Source organism: Pseudomonas corrugata (assembly GCF_050920615.1).
GTDB lineage: Bacteria > Pseudomonadota > Gammaproteobacteria > Pseudomonadales > Pseudomonadaceae > Aquipseudomonas > Aquipseudomonas corrugata.
This window is the reverse complement of sequence record NZ_CP130434.1, coordinates 4102112-4126180: the sequence shown is the minus strand read 5'-3', so window position 1 is coordinate 4126180 and position 24069 is coordinate 4102112. Positions and strand designations below refer to the sequence as shown.

The window sequence follows — 24069 nt, the reverse complement described above, 5'->3', positions numbered from 1 at the left end:
CTGCTCGCGATAGCGTCGGGTCAGCTTGCATCCCTGTTGAATGTGCCGCCGTCATCGCGAGCAGGCTCGCTCCCACAGGGGGCTGGTGCTGTATTTGAGTTGTGTTTACAGGAGAAAACCATGCGTTTAGTTCAGTTCGAATTGGATAACGGTGAGCGCCGTGTCGGTGTGGTCGACGGCGACCGGGTGCGGGAAGTGCAATGCGCGACGACCGTGCGTGAGCTGGCGCTGGCGGCCATCGGGGCGGGTGTGAAGCTGCAAGAGCAGGTCAACGGCCTGGGATTCGGTGCCGAGCATGATTACGCGCGGTTGCGCGGTGAGCTGCGCATCCTGCCGCCGCTGGATCATCCAGACCCGGCGCACCTGCTGGTCAGCGGCACCGGCCTGACCCACCTGGGCAGTGCCTCGGCCCGGGACAAGATGCACCAGCAGGCCGGCGACGAAGCCGCCATGACCGACACCATGCGCATCTTCAAGTGGGGCGTGGAGGGGGGCAAACCCGAGGCCGGCCAGGCCGGCGTGCAACCGGAGTGGTTCTACAAGGGCGACGGCAGCATCGTCGTCCGTCCGGGGCATCCGTTCCCGTTGCCGCCGTTCGCCGAAGACGCCGGCGAAGAGCCGGAAATCAGCGGCCTGTACGTCATAGGTCTCGACGGCAAGCCTTATCGCCTGGGCTTCGCGGTGGGCAACGAGTTTTCCGACCACGTAATGGAGCGCAAGAATTATCTGTACCTGGCCCATTCGAAACTGCGCAGCTGCAGCTTCGGTCCGGAACTTCGTGTCGGTGAATTGCCTCAACATCTATCCGGGAGCAGTCGTATCCTGCGCAACGGCGAAGTGCTGTGGCAGAACGAATTCCTCAGTGGCGAGGCCAACATGTGCCACAGCCTTGAAAACCTGGAATTCCACCATTTCAAGTACAGTCAGTTCCTGCGTCCGGGGGATGTGCACGTTCACTTCTTCGGCACCGCGACCCTGTCGTTCGCCGATGGCATCCGTACCCAGCCGGGGGATGTGTTCGAAATCAGCCAGGCCGAATTCGGCGCGCCGCTGGTCAACGGCATTGCCCCGGTGGACGCGGTGTTCAACCCGGGTACTATCGGCACACTTTAAGAGGAGACTTGCGATGAACCAGATCCTTGGTCACAACTACATCGGTGGGGCGCGCAGCGCGGCCGGCCAGACGCGTTTGCAGAGCCTCGATGCCAGCACTGGCGAAGCCTTGCCGGGTGATTTCATCCAGGCCACGGCTGAAGAGGTCGATGCAGCCGCCAAGGCGGCGGCCGCGGCTTACCCGGCTTACCGCAGCCTGAGCGCGGTGCGCCGGGCCGAGTTCCTCGAGGCCATCGCCGATGAATTGGACGCCTTGGGCGATGAGTTCGTCGCCGTGGTCTGCCGTGAAACCGCGTTGCCTGCCGCACGGATCCAGGGTGAGCGGGGGCGTACCAGCGGGCAGATGCGTTTGTTCGCCAAAGTCCTGCGCCGTGGTGATTTCTATGGTGCGCGTATCGACCAGGCCTTGCCGGAGCGCAAGCCGCTGCCGCGCCCGGACCTGCGTCAATACCGTATCGGCCTGGGCCCGGTGGCGGTGTTCGGCGCCAGCAATTTCCCGTTGGCCTTTTCCACGGCCGGTGGCGACACCGCGTCGGCCCTGGCGGCTGGCTGCCCGGTGGTGTTCAAGGCCCACAGCGGCCACATGGCGACCGCCGAATGGGTGGCCGATGCGATCATCCGCGCCGCCGAAAAAACCGCGATGCCGGCCGGCGTCTTCAACATGATCTACGGCGGTGGCGTCGGCGAGTGGCTGGTCAAGCATCCGGCGATCCAGGCCGTGGGTTTCACCGGTTCGCTCCGGGGTGGGCGTGCCTTGTGCGACATGGCCGCCGCGCGTGCGCAGCCGATCCCGGTGTTTGCTGAAATGTCGAGCATCAACCCGGTCATCGTCCTGCCTGAAGCGCTGGCGACCCGCGCCGACAGTATTGCTCGCGACCTGACCGCCTCGGTGGTGATGGGCTGTGGCCAGTTCTGCACAAACCCGGGCCTGGTGATTGGCATCCGTTCGCCGCAGTTCACGGCATTCACTCAACAGGTCGCAGCGCTGATCGATGACCAGGCGCCACAGACCATGCTCAATGCCGGCACCTTGCAGAGTTATGGCAAGGGTTTGCAGAAGTTGCTTGCCCACCCGGGCATCGAGCACCTGGCCGGTCGCGCACAGCAGGGCAACCAGGCCCAGCCGCAGTTGTTCAAGGCCGACGCCAGTCTATTGATCGAAGGGGATGAGGCGTTGCAGGAAGAGGTGTTTGGTCCGACCACCGTGTTCGTTGAAGTAGCCGACCAGGCGCAACTGAGCGCCGCACTGAACGGTCTGCACGGCCAACTGACTGCGACCATGATCGGCGAGCCGGGTGATTTCGAGCGATTCAGCGAGTTGACGCCACTGCTGGAGCAGAAAGTCGGCCGGATCCTGCTCAACGGTTACCCGACGGGGGTCGAGGTGTGTGATTCGATGGTCCACGGTGGCCCTTACCCGGCCACCTCCGATGCCCGAGGCACGTCGGTGGGCACCCTGGCCATCGACCGTTTCCTGCGGCCGGTGTGCTTCCAGAACTACCCCGACAACCTGCTGCCGGAACCCCTGAAAAATGCCAATCCGCTGGGGATCCAGCGCTTGGTGGACGGGGTACCGGGCCGCGACGCGCTCTGACGATCGCGGGGCGGCCGCTCCGTTGAGGTTCGATGGACGGCCGCATCGCGAGCAGGCTCGCTCCCACAGTGGTTCCTGGGTGAATGCTGGATTTGCTTACACCACTTAGCCCCTGTGGGAGCGGGCTTGCCCTAATCAAACGGCGCGGAAACCTGTGGGAGCAAAGCTTGCTCGCGATAGCGACAGACCAGTCGACATTGTTGCTGACTGACTTACTGCAATCGCGAGCAAGCTTTGCTCCCACAGGTTTATGGCTTAACTGACTGGCATTCGGACAAGCCGAGCCCTCACATCAGGTTCACGCCGTGAAGTCGCTGGCGTGCAGCTCCTTGACGCCGACCAGTTCGAACTCGAACTCGGCGGTAGCGTCGGCGTCGACGCTGCCGTAGAGAATGCCGTCGGCAAAGCGCAACTGACCGGTGGCGTTGGTGGTGTCGAAGGCGTTGCTGCCGATGAAGGTGAAGGCATCGACATTGGCGGTCAGTGGGTTGGCGTCCAGTCCGGTGAAATCCAGTTGGTCCAGTTCGGTGCTCTTGAAGCCGTTGATCACGTCGCGCAAGGCGCCGGTGCCCGTGTCCGCCAGCGCACCGAATGCGTAGGTATCCGCGCCGGTTCCACCGGTCAGGGTGTCGGTACCGGCACCGCCAATCAGTCGGTCATCGCCCGAGCCACCCACCAGCGTATCGTTGCCCGCACCGCCATCCAGGACGTTCCCGGCGCTGTTGCCGGTCAGGGTGTCGGCGTAGGCGCTGCCGGTCAGGTTCTCGAAGTTCTTCAGCGTATCGAGGCCCGAGCCTGCGGTGTTCTGTTGCGCGGACGTCGAGAGGGTCACGGTGACGCCGGCCAGACCCTGCTCGAAGGACACTGTGTCGTTGCCTTCGCGCCCGTCCAGCACGTTGTTGCCGGCCCCGGCGAACAACGTGTTGTCCAGCGCATTACCCGTGCCGTTGGCCGCGTCGGGTGTGTCGATGTACAAGTTCTCGACGTTGCTGGTGAGGGTGTAGGTCGCCAGGCGGCTGTGTACGCTGTCGATGCCTCCGGACAGCGGATTGCTGTTGGTCTCGATCACGGCATCGTCGGTATTGTCGACATAGTAGGTGTCGTCGCCATCGCCGCCGCTCATGCTGTCGTTGCCGGCGGCACCGTCGAGCACGTTGTCGGCAATATTGCCGGTGATGAAATTGCGTCGTTCGTTGCCGGTGCCATCAATATCCGAGACGCCGGTGAGCACCAGGTTCTCGAGATTGGCCCCCAGCGTCCAACTGACCGAGGCTTTTACCGTATCGATCTGTGAGGTCGAGGTGTTGGTTTCCACCACGCTGTCGAACGCGTTGTCGACCACATAGATGTCATTTCCGTCACCGCCAGTCAGAGTATCGGCTCCCAGGTCGCCATCCAGGGTGTCATTGCCCGAGCTGCCCACCAGAGTGTCCGCCTGGTCGGTGCCGGAGATCATTCCACCCTGGTTCTGGGCGTTGTCGAAGATGTCCTGCACGCTGTTGTTGTCGTCGGGATTACCCTGGAAGCCCAGATCATCGGCAATGTAGTCGGCCAGTCGTTGACCGACGATTTCCGCCGATTCCTCGTGCAGATGCCAGACGTCATCGGGGTACACCAACGGATCGACTTCGTAGCGCAATGGCAAGTCGGTGTAGTCCACCGCCAGCTTGACGTCGGCGCGCTCGGCGGCCATGGCTTCCTGGGCGGCGCGGACATAGCCGACACCTTCGACAATCGAAGCAATCTTCTCTTCTGAATAGCCACGGGCCCGGGCCGCATCCTGCTCGTAGTGACCGGTTTCCATCAAGTACACGCTGAAATTGCCGAACTGGGCATGGAGGTAGTCGAACACCTTCAGCGTCGCGGCCTGATAGGCAGCGGTCGCTGCCTGTTTGTCGGTGGCGCGGGCAATCTCCTGGGCGGCTTCTTCGCCCTGGCCCCAGATAATGCCCATGGTGACGTTATCGATGGCCTCGAGTTCACTGAGCTGGTCCTTCAGCAACGTCACGGCGCGCAACAGTGCGGGCCCTGGCTGGTTGGTGTCGGTCAGCCACCAGCACAACTTCAGTTCTTCGGGGGGCAGCGTCGACAAGCCGTTGACGGTACTGCCACCCACCGCGATGTCGATGCCATTGCCGTCGGCGTCGGTGAACTGGCTGCGTACGTCGTAGGGGCTGTAGCGGTCCAGGTCGTTGACCAGCATCGAGGTGCCGGATTGATCGTCGTCCTCGGTCATGCGCAGCAGGCGGGCATTGGATTGGCCTAGGGTCGGCAGATAGAGAATGTCTTGCTGGGCGCGCTCGCCGAATACGAAATCACTGGCGGTCAGGGTATTGAGGTAGTTGCCGCTGAGGGCGATCTCGAAACGGTTGCCATCGGCATCGGCATCGGCGGACTTGATGTAGGTCTTGTCGCCGGCCGAGTTCAAAGTCATGTACAGCGTGCCATGGGTGCCGTCGCCAAGGCCGGTAAAGCCCAGGCTGGAAACGTCGATCTTGTCGACACCCACGGTGAAGTCATAGACCGTGTCGGTGGCCGTGACGCCGCCGGTGTCATAGTCGCGGTAGCTGTCGAACACGTTGGTATAGCGGAAGGTGTCGGCTCCGTCGCCGCCGTACAGGGAATCGCGCCCGACGCCGCCGTCGACGATGTCCGCACCGGTGCCGGCCCTGATTGTGTCGTTGCCGCCCTGGCCGAGGATCAGGTCTGCGCCAGCCGTACCGTTGAGGGTTTCGGCACTGTTGGTCCCGGTGATGGTGTTGGCCGGCGCGTCAGCCACTACCAGGGCGAAATTGTCACTGACCGAGGCACCTGCAGGATCGGTTGCCTTGACCAGCACGTCATAGTTTCCGGCTGCGGTGCTGGTCGGCGTGCCGCTGAAGGTCAGGCTGGTGGTATCGAAACTCAGCCACGCGGGCAGGGCCCCTCCGTCGGCTAGGGTCGCGGTGTAAGTCAGTACGTCCTGGTTGGCGTCGGTGAAGCTGTCGTGGGCCACGGTGTAACTGAACGGCGTGCTTTCACTGGCATTCTGGTCGAGCAGCGGGATGGCCACGACCGGCGCGACGTTACCGGGGGTGTTCTGGTCGGCGAACACGAAGTGGCTGGCCGTCAGGCTGCTGACCAGATTGCCTGCCAACGACACTTCGAAGCGGTTGCCGTTCGCGTCGACCGTCAGGTCCTTGAGGTAGGTGCGGTTGGTCGAGGTGCTGTAGGTCAGTTGCAGGGTCCCATTCAGGCCATTGCCCAGGCCGGTGTAGCCGAGCGCCGAGACATCGATCTTGTCGGCGGCTACGTCGAAGTCGAGGATCTGGTCACTGGCGCTGGTGGTGCCGGTGCGATAGCTGTCGAGCTTCGAGGTAAAGCGGAACACATCGGCACCCGCGCCACCGGTGAGTTTGTCCACCCCGGTGCCACCGACCAGGATGTCGTTCCCGGCCCCGCCGTTGAGCGTGTCGTTCCCGGCGCCACCGAACAGTTGTTCGTTGGCCGCGGTGCCGGTCAGGGTGTCGTTGTTCGGCGTGCCATTGATCACGACGGAGGCGGGCACGTCCTGGACGGCGAGGGTGAAACTGTCGCTGACGGTGGCGTTGCTGCCATCCGTTGCGGTGACTTGTATGGAATAAGTGCCCGAGGCGGTGTCGCTTGGCGTACCACTGAAGGTACGCGTGGCGGCATCGAACACCAGCCAGCCGGGCAGGGCGCTGCCGTCGGCCAGTTTGGCGGTGTAGCTGAGGCTGTCGTTGTCCGGGTCGCTGAAACTGTTGGCCGGCACCACGTAGCTGAACGGTGTGTTCTCCGTCGCGTTCTGGTCCAGCAGCGGCGTCGCCACCACCGGCGCGTGGTTGGTCGGCGACGACGTCGCGAACACGAAGTTGGCACTGGTCAATGTGTTGAGGTAGTTGCCCTCCAGGGCCACCTCGAAGCGGTTGCCATTGGCGTCGGCGGTCAGGGACTTGATGTAGGTCTTGGTGCCGGCGCTGTTGAGCACCACGTACACGGTATCGTTCTTGCCATCACCCAGGCCGGTGAAGCCCATTGCCGACAGGTCAATCTTGTCGGAGGCGACATTGAAGTCGGTGATCAGGTCTCCCAGGTTGGCGCCGCCGGTGTTGTAGTTGCGGTAGCTGTCCAGGCGGTTGGAAAACACGAAGGTGTCGGCCCCGGCGCCGCCGGTAAGGGTGTCCATACCAGCCCCTCCGTCGAGTTTGTCATCGCCGGCGCCGCCACTGAGGCTGTCGTTGCCCGCCAGGCCGAGTAGGGTATCGGCCGAGTCGCTGCCCGACAGCGAGTCGTTGCCGCTGGTGCCGGTGAGCACTCGGTTGAAGATGAAGTTGTTGGCCGTCAGGGTGCTGGCGAGGTTGCCGGAAAGAACCAGCTCGAAGCGATTGCCGCTGGCATCGGCGTCGAAGTCCTTGATGTAGGTGCGGTCGCTGCTGGCGCTGTAGCTGACCTGCAGGGTACCGCCACGGCCGTTGCCCAGGCCGGTAAAGCCCAGGCCGGCGAGGTCGATCTTGTCCTGGGTGACGTCGAAGTCGGTGATGATGTCGTCGAAGCTGGTGGTCGCGTTGCGGTAGCTGTCGGACTGGCTGGCGAAGCGGAACGTATCGGCGCCCGTGCCGCCGGTGAGTTTATCGATGCCTGCGCCGCCCACCAGAATGTCGCCGCCGGCTGCGCCGTTGATCGTGTCGTTGCCGGCGCCACCGTAGAAAATCTCGCTGGCGCTGGTGCCCAGCAACGTGTCGTTGCCGGCCGTGCCTTGTACGGTGGTCATCGGTGCCGTGGCGCTGACGTAGCTACCATCGCCATAGATCAACGTGGCGCCCTTGCTGGTGTGGCTGATGGTGTTGGCGATGACTGCGTTGCGATCGGTGCCGTCTTCGTTGCGCTCGGCAACGCCATAGGTCGACAGGTCGCTGCCGCTGATGAGGTTGCCCTGGATCGTGTTATCGCTGCCGTTGAAGTACTTGCCGGAGACGCCGAGGGTGTCGTCGTAGGACTGGATGATGATCTCGGGAACGGCGCCGCCCAGGGAGTTGTTGTTGAGGGTGTTGTCGATGATCTCGACGTGGTTGCTGCCGTAGATACGTATCCCGGCGCTGGCGTTGTTGTGGATATCGACGCCGGTGACTGTTACTTCGCTGGACAGTTTGATCAGCACCCCTTCGGCGCCGTTGCCGTACACCTCGCCACCGGTGATGGTGATGTTGCTGGGGGAGGGGATGTCCTCGCTGCCGCGCTGCACCACGATGCCGTTGCCGCCGTTGTCATAGGCGACGTTGTTGGTGAGGGTAAAGTCGTGGGTGCTGGTGACGACGTTGAAACCGTGCCGGTCGTTGTCGTAGGCGACGTTGTTTTCGAAGGTGCTGTCGCTGAGGAAGTCGGCCACGAAGCCGTCCAGGCCATTGCCGTGTGACACGCTGTTCTTGATGACCATGTTGACGGTCTGCTCGTGGGGATCGAAGCCGTACCCGGAGCAGTCCTTGATCTCGACGCTGTCGATGGTGACATTGGAGTCGTAGCCTTCTTCCCCGGGAATGTAGCCGTTGAACCAGCCATCAATCTTGCCCGTGGTGTGGTCGCGGTTGCCGTCGATGGTGAGTTGGCTGATGCCGAAATCGTGGGTCTCTTCGCCGTAGGCGGAGCGGATGATGCCGGTGATCTTGGTGTCGGAGCCGTCGGCCACCTTGACGGTGGTTTCGCCCATGCCGTCGCCATACAGATGAACATTGCTCTTGAGCATCAGGCAGCCATCGGAAGGTTCCTCGCCTGCCGAAACGATGTAGGTCCCGGCCGGCACATACACCTGCCCCCCGCCTGCCGCTGCCGCCGCATCAATCGCTGCCTGAATGGCCGCGGTGTCATCGGTAATACCGTCTCCTTTGGCGCCAAAATTTTGTACGTTGAAAATCATGAGCTTATCTCCGTATCGGGCTGGAACCACGGTAGATGCCAATATTCCATCGGCGACCACAGGGTTAGGACCTGACGGAGCGCGAAAGTTGTGACCGAATGTCGGGGAAGTGTCAAAAAGCTGAACTAACGGATCAGCGGTCGGGAACCTTGTGCGGGAAAGTTACGTTCCATTGACGCCGCATGCCTCTGTGGGGAGCCTGCTCGCGATAGCGGTGGATCAGTTTGCATGGATACTGAATGTGCCGCCGCCAATCGCGAGCAGGCTCGCTCCCACAGGGGAGTGGTGCTTGATGAGCGGTTCCTTGATTGGCATCAACCCGGGGATCCGGCCCACGCGTTAGTCTCGGGTAAACCATCGAGCGCAACCGGACGGCCCTCATGATCTATCCGCTGTTCCTGACCCTGCACCTCTTCGCCGCCCTGGTGTTCATCGGCACGGTGTTCTTCGAGGTGCTGTTCCTGGAGAGCATTCGTCAGCAACTGCCGGCAAAAGTCATGGTGCTGCTCGAACAGGGCATCAGCCGGCGTGCCCGTCAGTTGATGCCCTGGGTGCTGCTGGTGCTGTTCGGTGCGGGTGGCGGGATGGTCTGGTTGCGCTACTGGCCGTTGTTGATATCGCCGTGGCAATCGTCGTTCGGTGTGTTGCTGGGGCTGAAGATCCTGTTGGCGGGTAGCGTGCTGGGGCATTTTCTCTGGGCCATGTGGCTGTTCCAGCGTGGACGCATGAACGCCCGTTACGTCCAGATCATCCATACCCGGGTGTTCCTGCATCTGGTGGCGATCGTACTGTTGGCCAAGGGCATGTTCTACGTCAGCTGGTAAGGGGGCGAGGCGCTTGATACAGGTCAAGGTGGCGTGGCAGGTGAAGCCGGACAATATCCCCGCGCAGCCACTCGGAGATTGTCATGCTCGACCCGCTACATAAATTCCACGGAGGCGTCGGCTCCCTCGATCTGCTCCGGGGGTTGCGCCACAGCCGCCGACAACGGCGACCGTTCTCGTTGTCGGTGCACCTGCCGTCACGCCTGAGGCTGGCATCGTGTTCGCCCCTTGCCAGCGTTTGCCAATGCGCCGAGATCGACGTCTATCTGCAATCGCTGATGTACGAGATGGGCCTGGTCGGCTGTCACCTGGGGACGGGCCGGCGGGTCGATCAGTTCTGGTTGACCGGCGGCACACCGGTGATCGTCCATCTACAGCGGCTGATGGGAGAACTGCGCAAGCGCTTCGACTTTTCCGAAAGCGGCGACCAGGGGATCGAGCTGGACCTGCATCACACCGACTGGTCGACCATGGGGCTGATTCGCGATCAGGGCTTCACTCACGTCAGCATCGGGGTCCCCGACATGGGCGCCGACCGCGACCTGTCGGTGGATTGCTACCAGAACCCGGCTCCGATCCATTCATTGATCGACGCGGCGCGCACTTTTGGCTTTCGCTCCATCAGCATTGACCTCGGTTATGGCCACGCCTGGCAGACACCCCACAGTTTCGCACTGAAGCTGGCCACCTTGATCGAACTGGAGCCGGACCGGCTGCATGTTTTCGACTATGCCCGGGCACCTTATCGCTATCGTTCGACAGACGCCATGACCGGCAGTTTTTGCAGTCAGGCGGACAAGGACGTCATGCGCCGGGACAGCTGTGAACAACTGATCGGAGCGGGGTACCACTACATTGGCCAGGGACTGTTTGTCCGGGCCGACGACGACCTGGCGGTCGCCCAGGAACATGGACGTTTGCACCATAACTGCCAAGGCTTTACCCGGTATGGTTGCTGTGATCACGTGGGGTTCGGGTTGGCGGCCATTACCCGGATCGACGATCTGTACGTGCAGAACACCAATGATTTGTTGCAGTACCGCCAACAACTGGAGGCCGGACAACTGCCGGTTTGTCACGGTTGGCGCTGCGAGGCTGCGGATCAGGTCAGCGCGACGGTGACCGAACGGCTGTCCTGTGACCTGGAACTGGACATCCCGGCCATCGAGGCCCGATTCGGGCTGGTTTTTCGCGAGCATTTCGCGTCCGTCTGGCCGCAGTTGGAAGCTTTGAATATCGATGGGCTGATCGAATTGTCGAGCTGCTTCATCGGCATCCTGCCGGCCGGCCGGTTGAACGTGGACGCGATCTGCAATCTGTTCGACCCATGCCCTGACGATGCAGTTGCCGTGCCCTTCGAACCGATACTTACCAGGCCTTTTGAAAGGTTGAATCCATCATGAATTCCCCATCCGCATTCAATCGTGCCCTGGTCGAGAAATACGACTGTCCGGGCCCTCGCTACACGTCCTATCCCACGGCACCACAGTTTCACCAGGCATTTGCCATGGATGAATACCGCGAGGCGGCCCGGCGCAGCAACCAGGCCTTGGTGCCCAAGCCGTTATCGGTGTACATCCATATCCCATTCTGCCAGAGCTTGTGCTACTACTGTGCGTGCAACAAAATCATCACCCGCAAGAGTCATCGCGCCGCCGAATACCTGACGTACCTCAAGCGGGAAATCGCCCTGCAAGCGAGCCTGTTCGACCGCTCGCGCAAACTGACCCAATTGCATCTGGGAGGGGGCACGCCGACCTATCTGACCCACGAGCAACTGGCCGAATTGATGGCCTGCCTGCACCAGTCATTCGACATGGATGACAGCGATGCCCATGAGTTTTCCATCGAGGTCGACCCCCGTACCATCGCTGCCGAGCAGGTCAGTGGGTTGCGTCGGCTGGGCTTCAACCGCCTGAGTTTCGGCGTCCAGGATTTCGATGCCCAGGTGCAAGCCGCCGTCAATCGGGTACAAAGCGAAGCCCAGGTCGCGGCGCTGGTGGCGGCGGCCCGCGAGGCACGCTTCAAGTCGGTCAGCGTCGATCTGATCTACGGCTTGCCGTTGCAGACCCTGGCCAGTTTCGATGTCACCCTGGACAAGATCATTGCCCTGCGACCCGACCGGATTGCCGCCTACAGCTACGCGCATCTGCCGCAGCGGGTGAGGGCGCAGCGGATGATCCGTCCTGAAGACATGCCGCCGCCGGAGCGCAAGCTGGAGCTGCTCGAGCTGACCATCAACCGGCTGAGCGAGGCGGGTTATGTCTACATCGGTATGGACCACTTTGCGCTGCCGGACGATGAGCTGGTGCGTGCCCGTGGCCAAGGTACCCTGCAGCGCAATTTCCAGGGCTATTCCACTCATGCGGACTGCGACCTGATCGGCTTGGGTGTGTCCTCGATCGGCAAGGTCGGCGACAGCTATAACCAGAACGTCAAGGAACTGTCCCAGTACTACGCCCGCTTGGATCAGGGGCTGCTGCCGGTGCAGCGCGGCTATCGCCTGAGCGATGACGACCGCTTGCGACGTGAAGTCATCAACGAACTGATGTGCCATGGGCGTGTGGATTTTGGCCGGATCGAGGCCGGTCACGGCATTGGCTTTAGCGAATACTTCGCCAGCGCGCTGGCCCGGCTCCAGGAACAGGTGCGCGACGGATTGCTGCAGATCCACCCCGACGCGCTGGTGCTGCTGCCCCAGGGACAACTGATGATGCGCAGCGTCGCCATGGCCTTCGACGCCTACCTGGAAGCAGCCCCGACGGTCCAGTATTCGCGAACGGTGTAAGGCCGTGATGAAGCTCTACGATGTTGACTGCCGCCATCATCGCGAGCAGGCTCGCTCCCACATTATCCGGGGCGCGTTCGGCATTTGCGTCCGGCGCCAATCCCCTGTGGGAGCGAGCCTGCTCGCGATGGCGATAGGTCAGCTTGCGTGGGTGTTAAACGTGCCCAAGCCAGGTCAGGTTCTTTCACCATTGGGGGCCGCAGACGCCGGGATCAGGTCGCGCACGGCATAGAATCCCTGCACCAGCCGATTCTTGGCCCGGTACTCGCAAAGCAGCAGCAAGGTATCGGGCAACTGGGCGATCGATGAGGACGGCTTGACCACCATGGTCTTGCCTCCCGAGCGTAAGCGGACAAGTGTTCCAGGTTCGAATGTGCCCATCTTCGTTCACCTCACAGTCATGGTGTTTGTGCGTTCGACCCAACCCCCACCCAGCGCCTTGTACAGATTGACCTCGGCGAGCAGCTGCGACAGCCGATCGACGATCAGGGTCTGGCGAGCGCTGAACAGCGAGCGTTGTGCATCGAGGAACGTCAGGCTGCTGTCGACGCCAATTCGATAGCGACGCTCCGCCAGCCTGTAGTAGTCCTGGTTGGCTTGTACCAGATCGGTCTGCGCGACCAATTGTTCCTTGTAGGTCTTGCGCGCCGCCAGGCCATCGGAGACTTCCCGGAAGGCGGTCTGGATCGACTTCTCGTACTGGGAGACGCGGATATCCTTCTGGATTTTCGAATAGTTCAGGCTTGCCCGAAGGCTGCCGGCATTGAAAATCGGCAGGTTGATCTGTGGCTGGAACAGCCAGCTGCCCGACCCGCCCTTGAACAGCCCGGACAGCTCGTTGCTCGAAGTGCCGGCGTTGGCGGTCAGGCTGATGCTCGGGAAGAAAGCGGCACGGGCCGCGCCGATATTGGCGTTGGCCGCTTGCAGCAGGTATTCGGCCTCGAGGACATCCGGGCGGCGTTGCAACAGGTCCGAAGGCAAGCCGGCCGGTACCTCGCTCAGCAGCTCGGAGGAAAGGGGGCGGGCGGGCAGGTCGTCCGCAACCGAAGTGCCCACCAGCAGAGTGAGATTGTTGAAGTCCTGGGCGACCTGGCGCTGGAACTGCGCCAAGCGTGCCCTGGCGTCTTCCACCGAGGTGCGTGACTGGCTCAGGGCCAGGGCCGAGGCAGTGCCCACCTGATTGCTTCGTTCCGTCAGGCGCAGGCTCTGTTCGTAGGATTGCAGCGTGTCACGGGTCAGTGCCAGCAACTCCTGATCGGCCCGCCAGGTCAGATAGGCACTGGCGACACTGCCCACCAGGCTCAACTGGGTGCTGCGGCGGGCTTCTTCGCTGGACAGATAGATGAGGGACGCCTGGTCGCTGAGGCTGCGTATGCGTCCGAACAGATCCAGCTCGTAGGAGCTGATGCCCAGGGTGGTGGAATATGAGCTGCTGATTGCCGGTTTGCCGGTGCCCGTCAGGCTGCCCGGCAGCCGCTGCCGCGAGCCGGTGCCGTTGGCACTGATCGCCGGGAAGATGTCCGCCCGCTGGATTCGATATTGCGCCTGATAGGCTTCGACGTTCAGGGCCGCCACACGCAAGTCGCGGTTGTTGGCCAATGCGCTTTCGATGAGTTGCTGCAGCGCCGGATCATGGAACAGGTCCCGCCAGCCCTGATCGGCCGCGGCGGGTCCCGCCAGGGCCGGGGCATAGGCGGATGTCTGGGGATATTGCGCGGCAACGGGGGCATCGGGGCGCTGGTAGTCCGGGATCAGCGAGCAACCGCCGAGCAGGAGTGTCGCGGCCGTCAAGGGGCTCAGGAGTTTACGCATCGACCTGCCTCATCGTGATGCCTGCCAGGCCCCGGTGGCTCTGGCAGGAGGGGTTCGGTTAGATCCTTGCTCGCCGGTGCCTGCGCATCAGGATCCGATCATCCATTTCGCCAGCCCATGCCGTCCGCTGACGCCAAGCTTGGCGGCGGCGCGTTTGAGGTAGGTTTCGATGGAGCTGTTCTTGACCTGCAGCTTTTCCGCAATCTCCGGGACGGTACCGCCTGCCAGGAGTCCCAGGCAGACCTCTTTTTCCCGCACCGACAGGGTCACGTCACATGGGCTCAATCGTTCATCGAAATCCCGTTGCAACTGTGTCTGGTCGGCGATGTTCAGCGGATGAGAGGCGGCGCTGCCCGGGTTCCTGATAGACGACTGCCGATTGAGGTGGGCATGGCGCTCCCCCAGCGGCAACAGTGTCTCGGAGAGGTATTTCAAAAAGGACAGTTCCTGCAGGGAAAAGTCGCGCTGTGCCTGGGGCCGATGCAACGAGATCACGCAGCGACGGTTGCCCTTGCGCGAAATCAGGCTGCATTGATGGGAAGTACCCAGGCAGTTGTTGTCTCTTTCGTTTTTCATCCGTGCGCCCAGGTGGATCAGCAGGGCGTCGTCCACTTCCAGCACCCGTTTCACCAGGGGATGGTCGTTGCGCTGTATCGCAGTGGTAGGGCAGACGGATTGCATCTGCGGGCTTTTCGGTTGGCCTGCATCCCCGAGCAACTGCACATCGAGGACCGTTGCCTGGGCATCGTCAATTGTCCACTCACTCAGTTCGAGTCGACTGACAGGCACCGATGTTTCGATCAGTTGGTGCATGTTGGTCAAGAAACTCTCGTGTCCGACACTTGAAATCAGCTTCCCTAGCTCCGCGTAGATGTGCGTGTTTTGCGCACCTCCAAAAACCGCATGTCGATTCATATGCTTATCCTGCATATCGAAACTGCTCTGCATCTCAGTGACCGTCGACGGAGAAAAATCCGATCGCTTCCTAAAATGCTGAAGCCTTTTCTGGATTTAAGACCTGAGGATCAAAATCACCTGTGAATCCATTCACATGAAAAACGATTCAGCCGGTGGGACTATTAAGCATTCTCATGTAGGAAAAGTCTGTAAGGGAAAACAGGGACAGTCTGACGGTCCTGTTTTAGCTGACGATTCCTGGGAAAACCTCTCACTTGCAAAAACCTTGGTTTGTATAGGCATCCTGCCTGTTCGAATGCTTTTGGATTTTCTATCTGAAAACATAGGGTTACAGAGAAGTCTGGATCGTTGGAGGCTTCCTGCGTCTGTTTTTCGACGTCCCGATGGCGCTTTTTTCCTGGCCAAACGTTCAGAATTAAAGTTCCAAATCTGTAGGACGCCTCCTATTTTTGAATTTTTTTTCATTTTTTGTCTATGTGCGAGTCGATTTCAGTCATTGACGTAGGCTGCAACCGGTTGTAGGCCGGGTTTGAACGACAGGATGTCAAGGTTCTTTTTGCGCCAGCTGCTCTGTGGTGTCAGGCGGAAGTACCATTCCCGCGCCCAGCAGGCGAATGTCGACTCGGCCTGTTCGATGCCGCTCATGAAGCGTGCGGCATTGACGATGCCGTTGGCCCGAGGGAGTCGATACGCCTGGTACTGTGCCAACGCGCCGCCAAGATCCGGCGCCTGCGTCAGGCAATCGGCAAGCACCACGGCATCCTCGATGGCCTGTGCCGCGCCTTGGCCCAGGCTGGGCAGCATCGGATGGGCGGCATCGCCCAATAGCACCACGTGTCCGTCACGGCATTGCTTCACGGGGTGACGATCCCGGGCATGCATTTTCAACAGGGCGCTCTCGGGCGTGGCCTCGATGGCGGCAACGACTTCCGGTGCCCAGCCGGCGTAGGCGTCGAGCACTTCCTGTTTGCTGACGTTCAAGGCGTCATCCGCCGCATTGGCGCGGTTGCAGGTCCCCCACCAGTACGCGTGGCCATCTCCTACGTCACACAGCCCGAACCGCTTGCCGCGCCCCCAGTAATGCGCCACGTAGCCTTCGGTCATTGCCGGATGGCTCAACGGCGTTACCGCCAGCCAGGCGATATAGCCCGAGGGGCGTGTAGGGGTCTCGCCGAGCATCTGGCGGCGGATAACCGAGTTCAGGCCATCGGCGCCGATCAGCAGGTCAGCCTCCTCAGTACTGCCGTCTTCGAACTGCACCGCCACGCTATCCGGGCGATGACTGTAGCCCACGCAACGCAACCCGGTGGTCAGGCTGTCGGGTGCGAGCTGCTGGGCCAGGGCGCGCAGCAGCAAAGGGCGCTGGATATTCACATTGGGATGGCCCAGTTGCTCGCCGACCTCGTGGATCGGCATGCGGGTGATGGGTTCGCCGTTGTGCTTCTTGAAGAAAAACTGCCGGATCGCCTGGCCCGCCTGTTCCACCGGAACGTGGGCGTCGATCGAATGCAGCGCCGCCATGGCATTGGCCATGATGGACAAACCGGTGCCACCGGTGCGCAGCGTCTGGGCCGCTTCGAAGACCTTGACCTGCCAGCCCGCTCGTTGCAGGGCGATGGCTGCGGTCAGACCGCCGATACCGGCGCCCGCCACAATGGCTTTCCTGGTTTTTGTCATGTTGGTTTCACCTGTTTCGTGGTGCTATTCACTTGAGATTTGTATGAATCGTTGTGGCGAGGGGATGAATCCCCTCGCCACGGATTAATTTCAGTCGACCCTTGAGCGTCTAGGCCAGCGCCGCCAGGGCACTGGCATGTGCAGCCCGGGCCGCGTCCATTCGTGAGCGGATGATGTCGCCCACCCGCTCGATGTACGGCTCGCGCATCATGGTCAGATGGTCGCCTTCCACGGCCACCCGCTGCACCTGGGGCGCAATTGTCCGCCAGCCGCGATACGGGTCGTGAAAGGCGGTGCCCACCAGCTCATGGGGCGCTTGCAACACATCGGGCAGCTCGACATCCGCAGCGAACAGGGTGATCGGCAAGTCCAGCGGCGGGAAGCGGTAGTCCAGCAACGATTGCCAGTTGGCATGGAATACCTGGAACAATTGCGTCAAGGCGGTCCGGGTGATGTTGTTGTCGAAAATGCCTTGCTCGATACCGTGCCGTTTGATCGCATCGAAAGCGTCCGCATCGGTCATGGAAGAGAAGTCCAGGGCCTGGTAGTCGTATTCCTTCTGGCCGTCGCCGCTGAGCAATTCCCACATGAACCAGTTCATGAACTCGCTGCGTTCTATCCGGACCTCGCCCTGCTTGACGCGCACGATGGTATCCAGCAGGAACACGTTGTGCAGGCGCCGTCCGCGCCGCCGCAACTCGCTCGCCAGCTCATAGGCGACGATGCCGCCATAGGACCAGCCGCCGATGTTCAGCGGGCCTTGGGGTGCGACCTGTTCAATGGCGTCTGCGTAGCACACGGCCTGGGCCTGCACCGATTGCAGCGGCTCACGGGCATCCCAGGTCCCTGGCGCTTGCAGCGCATAGAGATGAACCTGATCCTTGAGCGTCCGGGCGAGGGCGGCGTAACACAGCACATGCCCGCCGATGGGGTGGACCAGGAACAGCGTCGGCGCCCGGCCGGCATTCTTGAAGTCCACCAGCGCACCGGTGTCAGAGGGCACGGCGTCGGTCCGCTGCAGGACCTGGGCGAACTCGGCAATGGTCGGTGCCTGGATGAAGTCGGACAGTGACGGCTCCAGGCCCTGGTGTCGGGTCAGCATGGCAACCAGTTGCACGGCCTTGAGCGAATTGCCGCCGAGCTCGAAGAAGTTGTCATGCACGCTGATGTCTTCCAGGCCCAGGGCCTCTTGCCAGTAGGCTTGCAGCAAATCCTCCATGGCGTTCCTGGGCGCGGTGAATGGGCGCAACAGAGTGGTTTGCACTTCGATCTTCTGCAGTTGCCGGCGGTCGATCTTGCCGGTGGGGCCAAGGGGTATCCGCGCGATGCCGACGAGGGTGTTCGGCACCATGTAGTCGGGCAACGCCAGGCGCATCTCGGCCTTGAGTTGATCCAGGTCCGGCTCGCGCCCCGGCATGGCCTGGACGAAGCCCACCAAGTAGCGACTGCCGTCCGCTGCCGCCTTGTCGATGACCGCCACCTGCTGGATGTCGGCACCGAACCGGCTGGAGCCGAGCATGGCCACCTCGATCTCTCCCAGTTCGACGCGATAGCCGCGGATCTTCACCTGCGCGTCGCTGCGGCCCTGATAGACGAGGTCACCCGAAGGCAGGTAGAACCCGATGTCGCCGGTTTCATAAAGACGCCGGGTCTTGCCGTCCAACTGGCGATAGATGAAGCGCTCGTCAGTCAGGTCAGGTCGATTCCAGTAGCCGTTCGCCAGGCAGATACCTTCGATGAACAAGTCTCCTGTGACCCCGACCGGGCAGGCGTTGCCCGTGGCATCCAAGACATGCATGCGGACCCCGTCAATGGCGGTGCCAATCGGCGGCATGCTCGGCCAGGACGCTGCGGCGCCTTCAAGCTTGAGGCAAGTGACCACATGGGCTTCGGTCGGGCCGTAGTGATTTTCCACTCGGCAATCGTCGAGGCCATCCAGCAGGTTGCGGATTTCGGCGGTGATTTTCAGCTGCTCGCCGGCCACGCTGATCTGGCGCAGCGAGGCGGGGCGGAGATCGAGTTGCTCGGCGACTTCCGCCAACCCCTGGAAGGCGACGTAGGGCAGGAACAGCCGATTGATGTCTTGCAGCTGGATAAATTTCAGCAGCCGGATGAAGTCATAGCGCAGCCCTTCGTCGATCATGGCCAGCTCTGCACCGCAGCACAGGGTGGAGAAAATCTCCTGGAACGAGACGTCGAACGAAATGGGCGCGTACTGCAGTGTCTTCAACGGTATGCCGATGTCCTGCTGGCGGTTCTGCCAGAGCACCAGGTTGGTCAGTGCACGGTGCGGCATGGCCACGCCCTTGGGGCGTCCCGTCGAGCCCGAGGTATAGAGCAGGTAGGCGTTATCTTCGCCTGCAATGCCGGCGGCAATCTGGGCCACCAGCTCATGACTGCGGGCCAGGTCGTCATCGAATCCGGCGGCCACGTCGTTCCAATGACGCTTGACCGTCTGGCCTGCCAGGGTGGTCGCCAGGGTGGCCGACGCATCGGCAAACAGCAGCAGGCTCGGTTGGGAGTCTTCGAGAATCAGCCGGATACGTTCATGGGGGTAGCTCAGGTCAATCGGCACATAGGCCGCGCCCGCCTGCACCACGCCGAGCAGGGCAACGATCAGCTCGGGCGAGCGGGGCATCATGATCGCCACCCGATCGCCTTGTCCGATGCCGTGTCGGTGCAACCAACTCACCAGTTGCGCGCAGGTGTCGCTCAGTTGGCGATAGGACAGGTGGGTCTGCTCGAAGCTCACAGCGATTCGTTCGTCGTGGCCCGCCAGGCGGTCCAGCAACAAGGACGACAGATTGGCATGGGGCATTGCCGTGACCTCCGCCGGCGTGGCCTGGACGGGGTTGGGCAGCCAGGCCGGTATGCTTGGCACGGAACCGGGCCCGGCGATCATCAGCTCAAGGGTGCGCAGCAGGTAATCGGCGTAGGCCTCGACCTGGCTGGTGGCAACCCGCGCCGTGCAGTAGTCCATTTTCAGCATCAGCGAGCCGTTGGCGGGATGGCGACCGATGGTGGTCAGCAGGTCATAGTTGCTGGCTTCGGTGGTGTCCCATTCGGTGAGGATTTCCTCGTCCTGCGCCAGCATGTCCTGGAGCACGTAGAAGTCGACGTAGTTGAACACCACGTCCAGGGCCACGGCGGTTTCGCGATGGATCAGTGCGAAGGGATAGCGCCGATGGGCGAACACCTGCTGCTCCTGGGCGATCAGCGCGCGGATCACCTCGAGCCAATTGCCGCCCTGGGTGTCGAAACGGATGGGCAGGGTATTGAGGAACAGGCCCAGCACCGAGGCCGCATCTTCGAATTCCGGACGACCGTGGCTGATGACGCCACACAGCACTTCCGTCTGGTTGGACAGAATGGCTTGGGCGAAACCGTGGGCCGCCAGCAGGACCGCGCGCAACGGCAGGTCCTGGACGCGGCAGAACACCTCGAGCCGCGCCAGGTCCGCCGGGGGCAGTTCCCGCCAGGCCGAGCGGTGCTGAACCGGGTCGGGGGCGACCACGGAGACCCAACTGGTCATGGAGGCGGCCGGTGCATCGCGCAGGTATTCGCTCCAGAAGTGGCGGTGGACGTCGGACGCCATGGCTTCCCGCTCCAGGACGGCGAAGTCGGCAGGGGTGGTGGTCAGCGCGGGCAGTGCGTCCGTACCGGGTTCTGCGGTATAGAGCCTGATCAGGTCACGCATGAGGGTGGCGACGCTCCAGCCATCGAGAATCGCATGATGGAAACTCAACACCAGGTCGATTTCCTGGGCCGCGACAAACACGCAGAACTGATACAGCGGCGCCCGTTGCCAGTCTTCGCGGTAGCGCTTGCGCTCCTCCACATAGGCAGCAATCGCCTGGGCCCTGGCTTCAGGGCTCAGTGACACGGCGTCGATGACTTGCACCGGCGGTTCGACGCTTGAATGAATCCGGGCCATGGGGGTTTCGGCATGGCCGATGTCGAACGACATGCGCAATGCCGGGTGACGGCGGATCAACGCGCGGCAGGCGCGGTCCCAGGCGAGCGGATCCCAGCGCAGGCGCAGGCGGTAGCGGAAGATGTCGTGATAGATCGCCGAATCCGGGTGCATCATCGAGTGGTAAATCATCCCGACCTGCAGTTGCGAGGCGGCAAAAACATCCTCGAACTCACCTTCATTGGCCAGGCGGATCGCCTCCGGCACCTGGGCGAACGGGGCGACATGGGCCGAGGGCGACAGGTCCGCCGGCGCGACGGCCTGCGCCTGCAGGCTCTGGGCCAGTTCAGCGATGGTCGGGTGCTGATAGACCTGTGCCAGCGTCAGGCCGATCCCGTGTTCACGGGCCTTGATCTGCAAGTGGATGACTTTCAGGGAGTCGCCACCGAGCATGAAGTAATTGTCGTGAACGCCGGGCACGGGGCGTTGCAGATTGTCTGCCCAGAGCTCGGCCAGTGCCTGTTCCAGAGCGTTGCGCGGTTCGGTTGCGTCGGTGCTGCCGAAGGATTGCGCGGGTTCCGGCAAGGCCTTGCGGTCGAGCTTGCCGTTGGCGTTCAAGGGCAATTGTTCGAGCTGGATCAGGTGCCGGGGCACCATGTAGTCGGGCACGTGCTGGCGCAAAGTTGTACTCAGGGCCTGGGGTGACAGCACGCAACCGGATTCGCCCACCAGGTAGGCGCTGAGGCAGGCATCGCCTTCGCTTTCCTGGCGCGCAATGACCACGACTTCCTTGACGCCTGCGCATGCCGCCAGGCGCGCTTCGATCTCACCGAGCTCGATACGCAGGCCACGGATCTTCACCTGGAAGTCGTTGCGGCCCAGGTATTCGATGCTGCCGTCGGCCAGCCAGCGACCCAGGTCGCCGGTCTTGTACAGGCGCGCCTGCGGGTCGGCCTGGAACGGGTCGCGGATGAACCGTTCGGCGGTCAGTTGCTCACGGTTCAAGTAACCCCGTGCGACCCCCATACCGCCGATGTGAAGCTCGCCGGCGATGCCCGGCGGCAACAGTTGCAGGTTGGCGTCGAGGATGTACAGCTGGGTATTGGCGATCGGTTGGCCGATGGGGACGATGCCCGGGTGCACGTCGGGCCGGCAATGCCAGGCCGTCACGTCGATGGCCGCCTCGGTGGGGCCATAGAGGTTGTGCAACTGCACCCCTGGCAGGCGCTCGAAGAAACGCGTCTGCAAGGCATAGGGCAAGGCTTCGCCACTGCACAGGACTTTTCGCAGGTCTGGCAGCGGTTGCGCCGTGACCTGATCGAGGAAGACCTGCAGCATCGATGGTACGAAATGCAGCAGGGTGATGCCGGCACTCGCCATGATGTCCAGCAGGTAGCGGGGGTCCTGATGCCCGCCGGGGGCGGCGACCACCAGTTGCGCGCCACTGAGCAGCGGCAGGAAAAACTCCCAGACGGACACGTCGAAACTGAACGGGGTTTTTTGCAGGACACGGCTGTGTTCATCGACCTGGTAAGCGTCGCGGGCCCAGAGCAATCGGTTCACCACCCCGTCATGCTGGTTCATGACGCCTTTGGGCAGGCCGGTGGAGCCGGAGGTGTAGATCACGTAGGCCAGGTGCCGGGGCGTCAACCCTAGCGCGATGGGGTCCGGGTTGTGCTGCGGTTGCCGGGACAGGTGCTCGAGATCGGTATCCAGGCACAGCATTGGCATTGTCACCGCGGGCAGATTCGAGAGCAACGTGCGCGTGGTGATCAGTGCGCTGGGGGCACTGTCGCTCAACATGTGGCGCAAGCGGTCGGCAGGATAGCCCGGGTCCAGGGGCACGTAGGCGCCGCCCGCCTTGAGAATGCCCAGCAGGCCCACCACCATTTCCAGGCTGCGCTCCAGGCAGATGGCAACCCGTGCGTCAGGGCCGATGCCTGTTTCGAGCAGGGCATGAGCTACCTGATTGGCCCGTCGGTTAAGTTCATCGTAGGTCAGCGCCTGGTCTTCGAAGCGTACCGCTGTGGCTTCGGGATGCGCGGCTACCTGGGCTTCGATCAACTGATGAAGCAGTACCTCCCTGGGGTAGTCGACAGCCGTGTGGTTCCATTCATTGACCACCCGGTAGCGTTCGGCAGGAGGCATGATGTCGAGGGCGTTGACTGGCACTTCGAAATCATCGACCACACAGTGCAGCGCCGTCATGAAACGCTGCTGCAAGGTCTCGATCTGCGCCGCGTCGAACCAGGCTTCGTTGTAGATGAAGTGCATCCACACATCATCGTCCGGCGCGGCTTCGCGAATGTGCATCGACAGGGGCATCTGTTCGTAGCCATTGCTGAGTTTGACCGGTTGGGCGGGGGCGGTCCCGTACCAGGTGTCCTGGTCTTGTTCGTAGGACACCACCAGGTCGAACAATTGCCGACGGCCGACATTCTGCAGGCCGAGCTCACGGTTCAGTTCGCTCAATGGATAGCGTTGATGACGATAGTCCTGCTTGAGTGTCAAGGCGATCCTGGTCACCAGCTCACTGAAACTCAGTTCGGTGCCCAGGCTGAGGCGTACCGGGCTCATGCCGACGAACAGGCCGAGGGTGGCCTTGTGTGTGGCATTGGCTCGGTTGAGGACCGGCATGCCGATCACGATTTCATCGCGTTGGGTAATACGCGCGAAATAGCTGTAGAGCAGCCCCAACATGGCATGGAAAACCGTCGCCTGCCCGCAGGCCTTCGCCCGTTCGCCGAGACGATTGTAGAGCGCACGGGGCAAGCGCCAGGCGTGGTTCTGGCTGGGGGCCAGGCGTTGCTCGAAGCGACCGGGGTGACGGGGTGCGAGCAGGGGCTCGGGCACGCTGTGGTATTTGTCCAGCCAGTATTGGCGCTGACGCTGGAAGGCAGGTGAGTCTTTGTCGTTCTTATGTTGCTCGACATACGCCCGGTAGGTCGGTGCCGGCAGCGACGCTTCCGCCGGATCCAATGCGGCGGTGTAGGCTTCGCTGATCGCTCGGCCGATCATGGCGAAGGACCAGCCGTCGATGATCAGGTGGTGGCAGTTGACGAAAAAGTAATGGAGGTCTTCGCGAACCTTGATCAGGTCCGTGCGAAACAGCAGTCCGCCTTCAAAGGAAAACGGTGTTTGCAGGTTGACTTGCAGCAAGGCCAGGGCGCTGGCCTGCGGATTGGCTTCTGCTGACACATCGTGCAAGGTCAGCGATGCGCTGGCCGATTCAAGGAAGCGTTGTCGCGGCAGGGGGTGCTCCGCCGAGCCGGGTACCAGTTGAATGCGCAGAGCGTCGTGACGACTGATCACCTGGTCGATCGCCTGTTGCAACTTTGCGGCGTCGACCGGGCCGTTGATGCAGGCATACCCGCCAATGTTGTACAGCGGGCTGTCGCCGTGCAGCACTTGATCCAGCCAGATGTCCAGTTGCGGGGCGGTAAGCGGGTAGAGCACGTCCATGTTCGTCGTCCTTTTCAAAGCCCTGACAGAAGAACGGCTGGCGTTCTCCTGTCGGTG

The 24069-nt window shown here is 62.2% G+C and carries 11 protein-coding genes; 5 read left to right on the top strand and 6 right to left on the bottom strand.

The annotated features are described in order from the left end of the window. Nucleotides 1-120 precede the first annotated feature (120 nt). A complete protein-coding gene (gene araD1, locus QZH45_RS17900) occupies nt 121-1113 on the top strand; it encodes an AraD1 family protein (protein WP_024776973.1) in 993 nt (330 codons plus the stop codon). A 13-nt stretch (nt 1114-1126) separates the two neighbouring features. Next, nucleotides 1127-2707: an aldehyde dehydrogenase (NADP(+)) gene (locus QZH45_RS17895; protein WP_024776972.1), complete on the top strand. Its 1581-nt coding sequence runs from the start codon at nt 1127-1129 to the stop codon at nt 2705-2707. A 298-nt stretch (nt 2708-3005) separates the two neighbouring features. On the opposite strand, the gene QZH45_RS17890 is transcribed toward QZH45_RS17895, so the two are convergent. Beyond that, complete coding sequence (locus QZH45_RS17890; RefSeq protein WP_024776971.1) at nt 3006-8618, bottom strand: putative Ig domain-containing protein; 5613 nt, start codon at nt 8616-8618, stop codon at nt 3006-3008. 380 nt (nt 8619-8998) lie between these two features. Here QZH45_RS17890 and QZH45_RS17885 point away from each other — a divergent pair, with 380 nt between their 5' ends. From QZH45_RS17885 to hemN, 3 genes are all read left to right on the top strand, one after another. Continuing rightward, nucleotides 8999-9442 (top strand): CopD family copper resistance protein, encoded by a 444-nt coding sequence (locus QZH45_RS17885; protein WP_024776970.1) that lies wholly within the window; start codon nt 8999-9001, stop codon nt 9440-9442. 83 nt (nt 9443-9525) lie between these two features. Beyond that, nucleotides 9526-10845, top strand: coding sequence for a hypothetical protein (locus QZH45_RS17880; RefSeq protein WP_024776969.1), 1320 nt, complete (start codon nt 9526-9528; stop codon nt 10843-10845). Beyond that, on the top strand, nt 10842-12230 hold the full coding sequence (gene hemN / locus QZH45_RS17875; protein WP_024776968.1) for an oxygen-independent coproporphyrinogen III oxidase: 1389 nt from the start codon (nt 10842-10844) through the stop codon (nt 12228-12230). The genes QZH45_RS17880 and hemN overlap by 4 nt, the downstream gene beginning before the upstream one ends. A 174-nt stretch (nt 12231-12404) precedes the next feature. Here the strand turns inward: hemN and QZH45_RS17870 are convergent, their stop codons facing one another. From QZH45_RS17870 to QZH45_RS17850, 5 genes are all read right to left on the bottom strand, one after another. After that, nucleotides 12405-12611 carry a hypothetical protein gene (locus QZH45_RS17870; RefSeq protein WP_024776967.1) on the bottom strand — a complete coding sequence of 69 codons (207 nt, stop codon included), beginning with the start codon at nt 12609-12611 and terminating at the stop codon, nt 12405-12407. Nucleotides 12612-12617: 6 nt separating this feature from the next. Next, nucleotides 12618-14042, bottom strand: a complete 1425-nt coding sequence (gene adeC, locus QZH45_RS17865; RefSeq protein WP_024776966.1) for an AdeC/AdeK/OprM family multidrug efflux complex outer membrane factor — start codon at nt 14040-14042, stop codon at nt 12618-12620. An 87-nt stretch (nt 14043-14129) separates the two neighbouring features. Beyond that, nucleotides 14130-14957: a helix-turn-helix transcriptional regulator gene (locus QZH45_RS17860; RefSeq protein WP_024776965.1), complete on the bottom strand. Its 828-nt coding sequence runs from the start codon at nt 14955-14957 to the stop codon at nt 14130-14132. Between the two features lie 492 nt (nt 14958-15449). Beyond that, the gene (locus QZH45_RS17855; protein WP_024776964.1) at nt 15450-16637 is read right to left on the bottom strand and encodes an FAD-dependent monooxygenase; all 1188 of its coding nucleotides are present in this window, start codon (nt 16635-16637) and stop codon (nt 15450-15452) included. Between the two features lie 109 nt (nt 16638-16746). After that, nucleotides 16747-24012, bottom strand: a complete 7266-nt coding sequence (locus QZH45_RS17850; RefSeq protein WP_069018269.1) for an amino acid adenylation domain-containing protein — start codon at nt 24010-24012, stop codon at nt 16747-16749. Between the last annotated feature and the right edge of the window lie 57 nt (nt 24013-24069).